This window comes from Citrobacter sp. JGM124 (genome assembly GCF_018257795.1).
Taxonomy (GTDB): Bacteria; Pseudomonadota; Gammaproteobacteria; order Enterobacterales; family Enterobacteriaceae; genus JGM124.
The window spans coordinates 237254-251397 of the sequence record NZ_JAERJD010000005.1; the positions used below are offsets into that span (position 1 = coordinate 237254).

16 protein-coding genes are annotated in these 14144 nt (G+C 48.3%); 5 read left to right on the forward strand and 11 right to left on the reverse strand.

The genetic code is table 11. From position 1 onward, the window contains the following. Positions 1-19 precede the first annotated feature (19 nt). Entirely contained in the window at positions 20-871 is an 852-nt protein-coding gene (gene speE, locus JK154_RS08950; protein WP_211992168.1) for a polyamine aminopropyltransferase, read from the reverse strand. A 108-nt stretch (positions 872-979) separates the two neighbouring features. Then, positions 980-1327 carry a YacC family pilotin-like protein gene (locus tag JK154_RS08955; RefSeq protein ID WP_211992169.1) on the reverse strand — a complete coding sequence of 116 codons (348 nt, stop codon included), beginning with the start codon at positions 1325-1327 and terminating at the stop codon, positions 980-982. A 145-nt stretch (positions 1328-1472) separates the two neighbouring features. Between JK154_RS08955 and cueO the strand changes: the two genes are divergently transcribed. Together cueO and hpt are read left to right on the forward strand one after the other, a co-directional pair. Next, positions 1473-3068: a multicopper oxidase CueO gene (cueO, locus tag JK154_RS08960; protein WP_211992170.1), complete on the forward strand. Its 1596-nt coding sequence runs from the start codon at positions 1473-1475 to the stop codon at positions 3066-3068. A gap of 290 nt (positions 3069-3358) precedes the next feature. Continuing rightward, the gene (hpt, locus tag JK154_RS08965; RefSeq protein WP_211992171.1) at positions 3359-3895 is read left to right on the forward strand and encodes a hypoxanthine phosphoribosyltransferase; all 537 of its coding nucleotides are present in this window, start codon (positions 3359-3361) and stop codon (positions 3893-3895) included. Between the two features lie 147 nt (positions 3896-4042). Here hpt and can read toward each other — a convergent pair whose 3' ends face one another. After that, a complete protein-coding gene (gene can / locus JK154_RS08970) occupies positions 4043-4723 on the reverse strand; it encodes a carbonate dehydratase (RefSeq protein WP_211992172.1) in 681 nt (226 codons plus the stop codon). A 476-nt stretch (positions 4724-5199) separates the two neighbouring features. On the opposite strand from can, the gene JK154_RS08975 reads away from it, so the two are divergent. The 3 genes from JK154_RS08975 to JK154_RS08985 all read left to right on the forward strand — a co-directional run bounded on the left by JK154_RS08975 (position 5200) and on the right by JK154_RS08985 (position 7443). Next, positions 5200-6117, forward strand: a complete 918-nt coding sequence (locus tag JK154_RS08975; RefSeq protein ID WP_211992173.1) for an ABC transporter ATP-binding protein — start codon at positions 5200-5202, stop codon at positions 6115-6117. Beyond that, positions 6114-6884 carry an ABC transporter permease gene (locus JK154_RS08980; protein ID WP_211992174.1) on the forward strand — a complete coding sequence of 257 codons (771 nt, stop codon included), beginning with the start codon at positions 6114-6116 and terminating at the stop codon, positions 6882-6884. The genes JK154_RS08975 and JK154_RS08980 overlap by 4 nt, the downstream gene beginning before the upstream one ends. A 121-nt stretch (positions 6885-7005) precedes the next feature. Then, positions 7006-7443, forward strand: a complete 438-nt coding sequence (locus tag JK154_RS08985) for a PTS sugar transporter subunit IIA (protein ID WP_211992175.1) — start codon at positions 7006-7008, stop codon at positions 7441-7443. A gap of 44 nt (positions 7444-7487) precedes the next feature. On the opposite strand, the gene panD is transcribed toward JK154_RS08985, so the two are convergent. The 8 genes from panD to sfsA form a co-directional block, all read right to left on the reverse strand. Next, on the reverse strand, positions 7488-7868 hold the full coding sequence (panD, locus tag JK154_RS08990; RefSeq protein WP_211992176.1) for an aspartate 1-decarboxylase: 381 nt from the start codon (positions 7866-7868) through the stop codon (positions 7488-7490). Positions 7869-7989: 121 nt separating this feature from the next. Then, positions 7990-8844, reverse strand: coding sequence for a pantoate--beta-alanine ligase (gene panC / locus JK154_RS08995; protein ID WP_211992177.1), 855 nt, complete (start codon positions 8842-8844; stop codon positions 7990-7992). 13 nt (positions 8845-8857) lie between these two features. Then, positions 8858-9652: a 3-methyl-2-oxobutanoate hydroxymethyltransferase gene (gene panB / locus JK154_RS09000; RefSeq protein WP_211992178.1), complete on the reverse strand. Its 795-nt coding sequence runs from the start codon at positions 9650-9652 to the stop codon at positions 8858-8860. Positions 9653-9692: 40 nt separating this feature from the next. Further along, positions 9693-10172, reverse strand: a complete 480-nt coding sequence (gene folK / locus JK154_RS09005; RefSeq protein ID WP_211992179.1) for a 2-amino-4-hydroxy-6-hydroxymethyldihydropteridine diphosphokinase — start codon at positions 10170-10172, stop codon at positions 9693-9695. Then, the gene (gene pcnB, locus JK154_RS09010; RefSeq protein WP_211992264.1) at positions 10169-11563 is read right to left on the reverse strand and encodes a polynucleotide adenylyltransferase PcnB; all 1395 of its coding nucleotides are present in this window, start codon (positions 11561-11563) and stop codon (positions 10169-10171) included. Before pcnB ends, folK begins: the two co-directional genes overlap by 4 nt. Before the next feature lie 76 nt (positions 11564-11639). Next, complete coding sequence (gluQRS, locus tag JK154_RS09015; RefSeq protein ID WP_211992266.1) at positions 11640-12503, reverse strand: tRNA glutamyl-Q(34) synthetase GluQRS; 864 nt, start codon at positions 12501-12503, stop codon at positions 11640-11642. Positions 12504-12705: 202 nt separating this feature from the next. Then, positions 12706-13161, reverse strand: a complete 456-nt coding sequence (gene dksA / locus JK154_RS09020) for an RNA polymerase-binding protein DksA (protein ID WP_211992180.1) — start codon at positions 13159-13161, stop codon at positions 12706-12708. Between the two features lie 184 nt (positions 13162-13345). Next, on the reverse strand, positions 13346-14053 hold the full coding sequence (sfsA, locus tag JK154_RS09025; protein ID WP_211992181.1) for a DNA/RNA nuclease SfsA: 708 nt from the start codon (positions 14051-14053) through the stop codon (positions 13346-13348). Between the last annotated feature and the right edge of the window lie 91 nt (positions 14054-14144).

Genomic DNA, 14144 nt, shown 5'->3' on the forward strand with positions numbered 1-14144 from the left:
CTCCTCAGACAGGTGACAATCACAGGGCATCTTGCAGATATTGCGGGAGTGCAAAAGCTGCGGTATGAATAGCGGGGTTATAGTAGCGGCAGGTGATACCTGCTTTATGAAAACGCGCCTGAATCAACTCACTCGACAGATGACGCATCCCTGGATTATCACAGGCCCAGGCAAAAGTCATAATCCCCCCATAATAAGTTGGGATCGCGGCCTGATAAAAGCTGACATCCTCGAAGGAATGGCTGAGTTTACGATGGCTATTAATCGCCTCATCTTGTTGTAAGAAACAGACACCATTTTGGGCAACAAAGATCCCGTTTGGGTTGAGGCAACGATGACAGCCCTCATAAAATGCTGAAGTAAATAAGCTCTCACCAGGGCCAATCGGATCAGTACAGTCAGAGATAATCACGTCAAAGGTTTGCGAAGTCTGGTTTACAAAATTGACTCCGTCATCAATGACCAGTTTAAAGCGCGGATCGTCATAACTGCCAGCATTGTGATTAGGAAGATATTGCCGGCAGAAAGAAACGACACCTGCGTCAATCTCTACCATCGTAATGGTTTCAACAGTTTTATGGCGTGCCACTTCACGCAGCATGCCCCCATCACCGCCACCAATGATCAGAACATGCTTCGCCTGCCCATGAGCAAACAGCGGGACGTGCGCCATCATTTCGTGGTAAATAAACTCATCACGCTCCGTTGTTTGCACCACCCCATCCAGGGCCATCACGCGACCGAATGCTTCATTCTCGAAAATAATCAGATCCTGATGATCAGTCTTTTCATGGTAGAGCACTTTATCAATGGTAAAGTACTGACCAAACTTATCATGCAGCGTCTCTTGCCACACCGATTTCTGCGTCATTGCTGATACCTCCAGGATTGAGCTCATTGAAAAGCAAGCAAAATATCATAGCCAACAATGCCCGGCGATGCACGGTCATTGTTGGAACAAGAAAGCAGGGCAGGGAGATTACTTCACATAAGCCAGCAGATTGAGCGAGTCTCTCGCCAGCGCTTTGCATTTCTTATCGGTGGCAATTTTGATGCCACTGAGATCGTTGTAACTCTCTTCACCCAAGGCTTTCATGTTGACGAGATCGTAGTTACTCAGATCCCATCTATTTTGCTGGGCAAAGAAAACCAGCGCACGGCGTATCTGGTCATTAGGCAGACTTTGGTAGCCACAATCATTTTTCAAAAAAACAAACACAGCCGTTAAATCAGCCAGGTCTTCGGCTTCGGGTTCACTTAGTGCCATACTGCTGGCGGAAAAGCCGAGCAATGCACTGAGTAATAATGTCTTTACTCCGATGTTCATCACATCCACCATCTTGAATCAGATAATAAACGTTAACACAGTTAAACGGGGCGAGACGATATTTATTATGCGTTGAAAAATTGCCCTTGTCGGGGCCCGTTGATCTGTTATCGTCCCTCGTCTGGACTGACGAAAGGAATTGAATATGCATCGTCGCGATTTTATAAAATATTCTGCAGCATTGGGAGCCTACGGGGCATTACCACTCTGGAGCCGTATGGCCCTGGCTGCCACAAGCCCGGCGCTACCCATCCCCCCGTTGCTGACTGCGGATGCCAACAGCCGCATCCGCCTGGATATCAAGGCTGGAACGACCCATTTTGCGGGTAAAATCGCCACCACCTATGGTTACAATGGCTCTCTGCTGGGGCCTGCGCTGAAACTGCGTCAGGGAAAAACAGTGACCGTTGATATGTATAATCATCTCCCAGAAGAAACCACCGTTCACTGGCATGGGCTGGAAGTTCCTGGTGATGTTGATGGTGGGCCACAGGGGATCATTGCTGCTGGTGGCCGTCGTAGTGTCACCTTTACTCCGGATCAGCGGGCAGCAACCTGCTGGTTTCATCCTCATCAGCATGGAAAAACCGGCCGCCAAGTGGCGATGGGGCTATCAGGACTGGTACTGATTGATGATACCGAAAGCGGAATGCTCCGTTTACCCTCACTTTGGGGAATCGATGATGTTCCCTTAATTATTCAGGATAAACGCTTTAATGAGCAGGGGGAAATTGACTACCAGCTCGATATCATGACTGCGGCGGTTGGCTGGTTTGGCGATACGTTATTATGCAATGGTGCACTCTATCCTCAACATGCGAACCCACGAGGCTGGTTACGCTTACGCTTGCTGAATGGTTGTAATGCACGATCCTTAAAGATTGCCACCAGTGATAACCGCCCACTCTATGTGATCGCCAGTGATGGGGGTTTTCTGGCAGAACCAGTGAAAGTCAGCCAACTGGAGATGTTTATGGGCGAGCGTTTTGAGGTGTTGGTAGACACCTCAGATGGACAGCCATTTGATATTGTCACGTTGCCAGTTAAACAGATAGGAATGACCCTCGCGCCCTTTGACGACGTAGTGCCAGTAGTTCACATCCAGCCGTTGACCCTGAATGCATCAGGTGAGCTCCCGGATCAATTAGTTCCTGTTCCGCCACTGCCGGGATCAAGTGGCCTGACGGAGCGTCACTTTCATTTGATGATGAACCCCAAGCTTGATCAACTTGGAATGCAGATGCTAATGGATAAATATGGCATGCAAGCTATGGCAGGAATCGATCATGGTGCGATGGATCACGCCGCAATGGGCCACGGGGACATGAAAACCGATACAATGGACCATATGCAGCATGGGAATATGACGCATGGAAAACATCCGGCTGAATTTGACTTCCATAACGCCAATATGATCAATGGAAAAGCCTTTACCATGGATACCATTGCCTTCACTGCGCCAAAAGGAAAAGTGGAAAAATGGGTGATATCCGGCGAAGGAGATATGATGCTGCACCCGTTTCATATTCACGGCACTCAATTCCGTATTCTGACTGAAAATGGCAAACCTGTGCCTGCTCATCGTCAAGGCTTTAAAGACACGGTGAAGGTGGAAGGAGCAACCAGTGAGATACTGGTACATTTTGAGCACAGTGCTACACCAGAACAGGCTTATATGGCCCACTGCCACCTGCTGGAACATGAAGACACTGGCATGATGCTTGGATTTAGTGTCAGGTAGAAACCCTTTCGTTAGGCTACTTTTGTCGGTTGGGCACCGGGCTTTGCCCAACTGGCTGGCTATAACTGAGTCGGGTTCTTAGTCACGGATCCCAGGCTTTTGATGGTATACTTTCGGGCTTGATATTTGACGCAGTATTATACACGTCATAGTTCAGGTGGCAGGGGATTGGCTAATCCATATCCATCGTGCGCTTGACAGGGGCAGTTCCCCTGCCTGCGGTTTGAACTATTCAGTGTGTACCTTGAACTGCCTGAATGTATTTATCTTAAAATCAAACGGTTACATTTATGAAGCATACAGTTGAAGTCATGATCCCGGAAGCGGAACTCAAAGCCCGTATTGCAGAGCTGGGCCGCCAGATAACTGAGCACTATCGTGATAGTGGCAGTGACATGGTGCTGGTAGGATTATTGCGTGGATCATTCATGTTTATGGCTGATTTATGCCGGGAAGTACAGGTACCACATGAAGTGGATTTCATGACGGCTTCCAGCTATGGTAGCGGAATGTCTACCACCCGTGATGTTAAAATTCTCAAAGATCTTGATGAAGATATTCGCGGTAAAGATGTACTGATTGTTGAAGATATTATTGACTCAGGTAACACACTGAGCAAAGTGCGTGAAATCCTTAGCCTGAGAGAACCAAAATCGCTGGCAATTTGTACATTACTGGATAAACCCACCCGCAGGGAAGTAGACGTCCCGGTTGAGTATGTTGGGTTTTCTATTCCGGACAAGTTTGTTGTCGGTTATGGCATTGATTATGCTCAACGTTACCGTCATCTTCCCTACGTGGGTAATGTCGTCATACTGGAAGAGTAATCGACACCAGAAACTAAAAACAGTTTTCCTGAATGCTGAGTTGTACTGTTGTTTAGTCTTTTAGCCAACAACCTGAAAGAGAAAATTTCTTCTCTCTTTCAGGTTTGTTTTATTAAAGGCCGTTATCGCTAACTACAATACTGCCATTTACTGAGAAGATGCTAACTCACGCTGACCACGGTTGAGCTGTTTAAGGTTAGCAATACCACTGCGGTAACCTTGTTCCAGGGTTTCTCCACTGGTTGAAGAGACTTCCAGATTACGTAAACGCCCATCATGGATACCGTAAACCCAGCCATGAACGGTTACTTTTTGGCCTCGTTTCCATGCTGACTGTAAAATGGTGGAATGGCCAATGTTATAGACTTGTTCCATCACATTCAGCTCACACAAAGCATCCATTCGTTCTTCTGGCGGTAGCTGCCCCAGTAATGAACTATGCTTGAACCATAAATCGCGAATGTGCAGTAGCCAGTTATTAATAAGACCAAGCTCTGTGTTGTCCACGGCGGCCTGAACACCACCGCAGCCATAGTGGCCACAGATAATAATATGCTCGACTTCAAGAACGTCCACAGCATACTGAACAACAGACAGGCAATTTAGATCAGTATGAACAACCAGATTGGCAACATTACGGTGTACGAAAAGTTCGCCAGGCTCGAGCCCCGTGAGGCGTTCAGCAGGCACGCGACTGTCGGAACAACCAATCCACAAAAAACGCGGTTTTTGAGCTTGAGCAAGGCGTTCAAAAAAGCCAGGATCTTCATCAATTAATAAAGAAGACCACTGTGCATTATTACTAATGAGCGTATCGATATCTTTCATTAAGGGTGGACTGCCTGTAACCGAATAGGTGTGTAGGGTTAATATAGGGCAAGTTAAATTATTTTTAAATATACACGTCATAGTTCAAGTTGCAGGGGCGTTGGCCGTCCTCGCTCACCCCGGTCACTGACCAGCGTCAGCTCCCGGGGATTCGCTGCGTTGCCGCCTTCCTGCAACTTGAACTATTTAGTGTATGAATGAATGTCATAGTTCAGGCAGCAGGGGCGTTGGCAGTCCTCGCTCACCCCGGTCACTGACCAGTGTCAGCTCCCGGGGATTCGCTGCGTTGCCGCCTTCCTGCAACTTGAACTGTTTAGTGTATGAATGAATGTCATAGTTCAGGCAGCAGGGGCGTTGGCTGTCCTCGCTCACCCCGGTCACTGACCAGTGTCAGTTCCCGGGATTCGCTGTGTTGCCGCCAGCCTGCGGCTAAAAAATTATTTTGCGTACAGTATCGAAAAGGTAAGTAAACACCCATGACAATTGCATTGGAACTGGAGCAGTTAACCAAAACTTACCCTGGGGGCGTTAAAGCGCTACGGGGAATAGATTTACGTGTTGAAGCTGGTGATTTTTATGCCTTACTGGGGCCCAATGGAGCCGGTAAGTCGACCACTATTGGTATCATTAGCTCACTGGTCAATAAAACCTCAGGTACTGTGCGGGTCTTTGGTTATGATCTGCAAAAAGATATGGTCAATGCCAAACGGCAGCTTGGGCTGGTACCACAGGAGTTCAACTTCAACCCCTTTGAGACGGTACAGCAAATTGTCGTACATCAGGCGGGATATTATGGTGTTGAGCGTCTTGAGGCGATAAAACGTAGTGAAAAGTATTTAAAACAACTGGATTTATGGGAAAAACGCGGAGAGCGTGCACGTATGTTATCGGGGGGCATGAAGCGCCGCCTGATGATTGCCCGCGCCTTAATGCATGAACCAAAATTGTTGATTCTTGATGAGCCTACCGCCGGGGTCGATATTGAACTGCGTCGATCCATGTGGAGCTTTCTGAAAGATTTGAATGACAAAGGCACCACAATTATTCTTACGACGCATTATCTTGAAGAAGCGGAAATGCTGTGCCGCAATATTGGCATTATTCAACGTGGGGAATTAGTGGAAAACACCTCCATGAAGTCTCTGCTGTCGAAGTTAAAATCGGAAACCTTTATCCTCGATTTAGCCCCGAAAAGCCCGCTCCCCGTACTGGAGGGATACCGCTACCGTTTGGTGGATACGTCCACGCTGGAAGTGGAAGTGTTGCGGGAACAGGGAATCAATAGTGTATTTAGCCAACTGAGTTCACAAGGAGTTCAGGTACAAAGCATGCGTAATAAAGCCAACCGCCTCGAAGAATTATTTGTTCACTTGGTTAACGGAGAGCGGTCATGATGCATCTGTATTGGGTAGCACTGAAAAGTATTTGGGCCAAGGAAATCCACCGTTTTGCCCGTATCTGGATTCAAACCCTGGTTCCCCCAGTGATTACCATGACACTGTATTTTGTTATCTTCGGTAACTTGATTGGGTCACGCATTGGTGAGATGCACGGTTTTAGCTATATGCAGTTTATCGTCCCTGGGCTTATTATGATGTCGGTGATTACCAACGCGTATTCTAACGTTGCGTCTTCATTTTACAGCGCCAAATTCCAGCATAATATTGAAGAGTTACTGGTAGCTCCTGTTCCAACCCATATTATCATTGCTGGTTATGTGGGAGGCGGGGTAGCCCGGGGATTATGCGTAGGTATCCTGGTGACCATTGTGTCGTTATTTTTTGTGCCCTTTCAGGTGCATTCCTGGTTGTTTATTGCCCTGACATTGTTATTAACAGCGATACTCTTTTCACTGGCGGGACTGTTAAATGCGGTGTTTGCCAAATCTTTTGATGATATCAGCCTGATACCGACCTTTGTGTTAACACCGCTTACTTATTTGGGGGGCGTTTTCTATTCGTTAACGTTATTACCCCCATTCTGGCAGGGGCTGTCACAGTTGAACCCTATCGTCTATATGGTTAGTGGTTTCCGCTTTGGTTTTCTTGGCATATCAGACGTGTCTTTGGTTACGACCGTTGGTGTACTGGTCAGCTTCATTGTGGCTTTCTATCTATTATGCTGGTATCTGATTGATCGCGGGACAGGCCTGCGTTCCTGATATTTTATCACCACCTTCTGTTTACAGAAGTAACTCTCAGAGGCGGCCTGAAAGTCTGTTCTTTTATTATGTGGGGCATATTTCAGGTTGCCTGTTGTGCATTTAATAACGGATAAGTTTTATGCTTGGCTGGATTATTGCCGGACATGATTTCTATGCAAGGGACATGCTTGAGGCACTGGAAAAACGTCTGGGCGTCCAACCCCAGTGCTGCGCGGTGAACTTTGAAAAAGGTCTCAGTACCAACATGCTGGCACGGATGATGTGTGACGCGCTGCATGCTTGTGATTCAGGGGATGGTGTTATTTTTCTCACGGATATTACCGGAGAGGCACCTTATCGGGCGGCGGCTTTACTCAGTAATAAACATGATTTTTGTGAAGTGATTTCTGGAACCAGCTTATCTTTGCTCTGTATCATGAGCGAGTATCGAACCACCCTTTCCAGTAGTACTTTCCGGGAGCATATCGTGACTGCGGGGGGAGAGGGCGTGACCAGTCTTTGGCATCAACAGCAGAAAAATCCCCCGTTTGTCCTGATAGAGAGAACGGGCTGGTAATCAACACAAAAAGGTATCCCCGCGAAAAGGGCGGGGACGTGGGTTTAAGCGACCTGAACCGGTACGGCCTTGGCCTGGCGTTTCATCTCGTTATTTCCCTCAAAATAAGCCACTTTTGGCTGCCATTCACGGGCCTGATCATCTGGCATCGTGACATAGCTTGCGATAATTAAAATATCATCTACCGATGCGCAATGTGCTGCCGCGCCGTTAACGGAGATGATTTTTGAACCGCGTTCACCAGCGATAGCGTAGGTAGAAAAACGCTTACCGTTAGTAACGTTATAAATATCAATGGCTTCATATTCCAGAATACCGGCGGCTTCAAGAAAATCCTGGTCGATGGCGCAGGAACCTTCATAGTGTAAATCAGCCACAGTCACCTTGACGCGGTGTAACTTGCCTTGCAGCATAGTGCGAATCATAACCTGAACCTTTTTGTAAATAATGCGCCGGTGATAAACCCGCGCAACGTTATCTGTATCAGCCAATTTAATGGGTAGCAACTGTCAACGGGCGCAGTATTGCCCGTTTTGATCATGTTGTCTACAAGGCTAAATTAACCACTTGATTATCAATTAAGCGGGCTTTGCCGAGCCAGGCAGCCATGAGGATCACAGCGCGTTTACTGGTCTCATCCAGCGGTTGCAGTGTATCCGCATCACAGATATCCAGTGAGTCGGGGCGGAAACCTTTTTCTGCTAAGTCCTGGGTCGCCTGTTGTGTCAATAACTCAAGATCACGCTGCCCATGGTGCAGGCTATCAGCAAGGGTATTCATTATCTTGCTGAGTGCTGGTGCGATTTTACGCTCTGCAGGACTCAGATAACCATTACGTGAACTCAGCGCCAGGCCATCTTTTGCCCTGATGACAGGTACACCAACAATCTCAATGTCATAGCCCATATCCGCAACCATTTTGCGGATCAGTGCCAACTGCTGATAATCCTTCTCACCAAAACAGGCAATATCAGGTTGTACCAGATTGAAAAGTTTGCTGACAATGGTCGACACTCCGCGGAAGTGTCCTGGACGGCTTGCACCTTCGAGCATGGTTGAGATACCAGGAACATCCACCGTGGTATGCGTTTCCTGCCCCTTGGGGTAGATATCAAGCGGCGTCGGGGTAAAAACCAAATCGACTTTCTGGCGATGCAGTTTTTCACAGTCATCCTGCAGGGTACGTGGATAGCAGGCCAAATCATCCGGCCGCTCAAATTGCATTGGATTAACAAAAATGCTCACTATAACCACGTCAGCCCGGGCTTTAGCTTGTTCAACCAGCGTCAAATGTCCTTCATGCAGATTCCCCATGGTAGGAACCAGGGCGATGCGCTTGCCTTCCTGACGGAAACGGCGGATCTGTTGGCGTAGCAGGGGCAATGTTTCAATAATTAACATAACCGTTCTCTTGTTATTGGAAACTGTACTCATCACCAGGATATTGCCCGGATTCCACCTCAGCGATGTACTGACGAACCGCGGCACGCATATCACCGGTTTCAGCGAGGAAGTTTTTGGCAAATTTAGGAATGTGTCCGCCGGTAATACCGAAAGCATCATGCATGACCAGAATTTGGCCATCAGTGACGTTACCTGCCCCGATACCAATCACTGGAATCACCAGTGCCTCAGTAATACGCTGGGCAAGTTTTACCGGTATACACTCCAGAACCAGAAGTTGTGCTCCGGCTGCCTCGAGTGCCAGTGCATCATCCAGCAGCGCTTGTGCCGCATCAGCGTCACGACCCTGAACTTTATACCCACCAAAAATGTTGACGGATTGTGGTGTCAGGCCAATATGTCCGCAAACGGGCACGGCACGTTCGGTTAACTGCCGCACGGTATCGGCCAGCCAGCGTCCCCCTTCCAGCTTGACCATATTGGCTCCTGCACGCATCACTTCGGCACTATTGGCAAATGCCTGCTCAGGGGTTGCATAAGCCATAAATGGCAGGTCGGCGATAACCAGACCATCAGGCATACCACGGCGTACTGCTCGGGTATGATAGGCAATATCTGTAACGGTGACAGGTATGGTTGAGTCATGACCCTGAACGGTCATACCCAGAGAATCGCCAATCAGCACGACACCAATTCCTGCATCGGCAAACAATTTTGCGAAACTGAAATCGTAAGCGGTCAGTGTGGCGAATTTTTTCTTATCTTGTTTTAGCTGGCGAAGGGTCGAGATAGTGGTGGATTGCATTATCTTCTCCACAGAAAAAGCGGACAAATAGACAAATAAATTACCAGGCGGTGATACCTTCCTGTGAAAGGGGCGCCAGAATCTTACTTATCGGTTGTCCATCGGGAAAACAACATTCAGGCGCTATTTCCATTAATGGTAATAGCATAAACGCCCGGTTCTTCATGTCATAATGGGGGACTGTCAGGCGTTGAGTATTAATCACTTGATTGCCAAACAGCATAATATCGAGATCGAGTGTTCGTGGCCCCCAGCGATCGGCCTTACGGACTCGGCCTTGTTCCCGTTCAATGCGCTGTGTTTCATCAAGCAGTGACTCAGCCGTTAATGCCGTTTCCAGAGCAACAGCTGCATTGAGATAGTCGGGTTGGTCGGGAGGCCCTAAAGGCGGGGTACGGTAAAACGAAGAGATAGCCACTACGTGGCTGTCCCTGATAAGCGCAATGGCTTCCAGCGCTGAAGAGACTTGCTTCAGTGGGGAAGCCAGATTACTGCCGAGGGCAATATACGCGAGGGTCATGCCTGGCCACGTGGGGTACGTTTACGAGGACGACGATGACGGCGACGCACGGCTGGCTCGTCATCAAGGTTGAGCAGCATCTCTTTTTGCAACGATGGTGCAGCAACCTGGAACTCTCCCCACCATTTCGTCAGACGCAACAGTTCTGGATGATTTTCCACTTCAGCACGCAGTGCCAGTAAATCATAAGCCGCACGGAATTTAGGGTGTTCCATCAGCTTCCAGGCACGTTTACCCTGACGACGAGACAGGCGCAGTTGCAGTCCCCATATATCACGTACCAAGGTGGTGATACGCTTGGGAATCGCAAGAGCACGACAGGCTTCATCCAGCACTTCATTCATTGCCAGAGCAAAAGCATCGTAGTAGGCGAGGCCGCTTTCTTGGGTGATCTTTTGTGCCATTTCCAGCTGCGGGTACCACAGCATGGCAGCAAACAAGAATGCCGGGTTAACACGCATACCGTTCTGAATACGGTTATCCGTATTTTTCAGCACCTGCGCAATCATGCGCTCCATTGGGCTGTCACCCTGCTCTGTGAAGTAGCGTGTAATAATCGGGAATAACGGCTGGAACAGATGGTACTGGCGCAGTAACTGGTAAGTAGGGTAACCATAACCCGCTTGCAGTAGTTTAAGTGATTCTTCATACAAGCGAGCGGCAGGAACATCGTTGATCAGGCTCGCGAGGTGTGCGATGGGCTCACCGGTCTCCGGGCTGATGGTCATATTCAACTTAGCAGCAAAGCGCACTGCGCGTAACATACGTACCGGGTCTTCACGGTAGCGGGTTTCAGGCGTACCAATCAGGCGAATAATGCCCTGGTTAAGGTCAGACAGCCCACCCACGTAATCACGCACGGTAAAGTCAGCCACACTGTAATAGAGGCTGTTGATGGTGAAGTCACGGCGCTGGGCATCTTCTTCGATTGAACCAAAGATATTATCCCGCAGCAACATGCCATTCTCACCACGCTGAGAAACTTGGCGATCTTCGGAGGGTTGCTCTTCATGGTGACCACGAAAGGTCGCAACTTCAATGATCTCTGGCCCAAACATAATGTGTGCCAGGCGAAAACGACGGCCGACCAGGCGACAGTTACGGAACAGTTTACGGACTTGTTCAGGCGTAGCATTGGTCGTCACATCGAAATCTTTTGGTTTTGTACCCAGAAGAAGGTCGCGGACACCGCCCCCCACCAGATAAGCTTCATAACCGGCCTTATTCAGGCGGTAGAGCACCTTGAGGGCGTTTTCACTGATATCTTTGCGAGAAATAGCGTGCTTGTCACGCGGAATGACCGTGATGTGCGGGAAAGTTTCACTCTCCTCGACCACGATATTATCGCGGTGAAGCACCTTGCGGCAAAAATTAGCGACTCGGGTAAAAATAGTCCACCTCGGTAATGTCAATCATGGGTACAAAAAAATAGCGGCTAATCATAGCCTGGTGTGGAGCATTTGAGAATCATGGATTCACGGGTACACGTAATAGTGACCAATTATCCACGGCACTTCTCAGCAAACTTTCCAGGGATAAATCCGCCCAGTCATCTTCAACATCTTGATTTAAAAAACCTAATGCTTCAACAATTATCGGTCGCGGATCCCCCTGGGATAACGCCGGAGCATGATTTTGCTTAGATAATTTATCTCCCTGTGAATTCAGTGCCAGCGGCAAGTGAATATAGGAAGGGATCTGCCAGCCAAACTGTTGGTATAACGAAATTTGTCGCACTGTGGGTTCAATTAAATCTGCACCACGGACAATTTCACTAACCCTCTGAAAATGATCATCCACTACTACGGCCAGGTTATAAGCAAATAAACCATCGCGGCGGTGAATAATAAAATCCTCCCTGGCTAAAGCGGTATCGGCATATAGCGTGCCGCGGAGCTGGTCTGTGAATTCCAGTACTGGATTTCGTTGCATAAAGCGAACCGCAGCCTTGTCAGAACCATGATGGCGGGTGCGGCAAACACCGTCATAGATCCCCCCCAGGGTCTGAATACGTCGGCGAGTGCAGGTACAGTAATAACTTAACCCCGCCTGCTGCAAAATATACAGAGCCTCGCGGTAGGCCTCATGGCGTTGTGATTGCCACAAGATACTGCCGTCCCAGTGTAAACCATAGTGTTCCAGTTGTTGTAAAATCATACTGGCGGCACCCGGGACTTCCCTCGGGGGATCAATATCCTCCATGCGCACTAGCCACTGGCCTTTTTGGGAACGAGCTTGCAGATAGCTGCCGAGTGCGGCAACCAAAGAACCAAAATGCAAAGCACCAGAAGGTGAGGGAGCGAAACGGCCGATATAATCTTGAATAGGCATGTTTGGGCTAATGGAACCACAGATTTTTAACAGACATCCCGGCGTGAAGAACCCACCAGAATCTCTGGATTGGATCATACAATGTGATAACTCACGACCTGTCGTAACAGGCTATCAGTCATAACAAGAGGGGAAAAATATTTTCCCCTCTGTTACCGGTAAGGATGAGATTTCCCCCAACCTTGGCTGCTGGCACGGGGTATCAACCTGTCATCTGCTTTTCACGGATTTCAGCCAGGGTTTTACAGTCAATGCACAGATCCGCTGTTGGACGAGCCTCAAGACGACGAATGCCAATTTCAACGCCACAGGACTCACAGTAGCCGAAATCTTCGTCTTCTACTTTTTTCAGCGTTTTTTCAATCTTCTTGATCAATTTACGTTCGCGATCACGGTTACGCAATTCAAGGCTGAATTCCTCTTCCTGAGCGGCACGGTCCACCGGATCCGGGAAGTTAGCGGCTTCATCCTGCATATGCGAAACAGTACGGTTAACCTCATCCATGAGCTGTGAGCGCCAGGCTTCAAGAATACGTTTGAAGTGCGACAGCTGGGCTTCGTTCATATACTCTTCACCCGGCTTCTCTTGGTATGGCTCCACCCCAGCGATGGCGAGAATACTCAGGGACGATGTCTTACGCTTTTGCCCTTCTTGCATGTTTTTTCTCCTTGACACGCACTTATCGAACCCCTGTTGGGGTAAAATCAGGCCGCTATAAATAGCAGAACCTCTCCACGATGGCAATTATATAAACCTGTCTCTTGACAATCGTATGAAGAAACGCCTACCTGCAAAAAACAATGATAAATAAAGTGCTATACCTTCGATCTATTATAAAACATTACGTTAAATAAACTGGTAACGGCGTAGTTAGAGTCATATGTGTGGTAGAAAGTTCGGCTTTTAATGCAATAATTTCTACGCCACATTGCTGTGCCTCTGTTAATAATTGTGCATATTTTGTGTCGATATGACGGGCGGGTGAGACGCAAGTAATGGCTGAGTGCAGCACAGCAAACAACAACACGGCTCGTTCTCCCTGCTGGACGACATTAATTAACTCTCTTAAATGTTTTTGTCCACGTAAACTCACCGCATCAGGGAAAAAACCCTGGCCCTGGTTCGATAGTGTGACCGATTTCACTTCTATAAAACAGTTCACTTTACCAGTCGCACTCAGCATAAAATCAATACGGCTGCCTTCACTACCGTATTTCACCTCACTACGGCACTCACTGTAATGGGCGAGAGAGGGGGGCGGCGAGGTAAGTAATCGTTCTTTTACTAACTGGTTAGCGCGTAACGTATTGACACAAATCATCTCTCCATGCTGTGTTTCAGTTAACTCCCAGCTATGAGGATATTTACGTTTCAGGTTATCTGAAGTGGAGTACCAGACGGTATCTCCAGGAGTGGCGCAGCCTGTCATGGCCCCGGTATTGGGGCAATGCAGAGTGATAACCTCTCCTTGTGCAGTGGTAACATCCGCCAAAAAACGTTTGTAACGCTTAATAAGAACGGCTGATTGTAACGGTGGGATAAACTCCATCCTCGGGTCCATAGGGTTGCAAAGAGGCGTACAACAGGGTGTCTCTCTTTGTGTGGTTAATCGTCGAAAATCAGTTTATTGATCGCCCTGA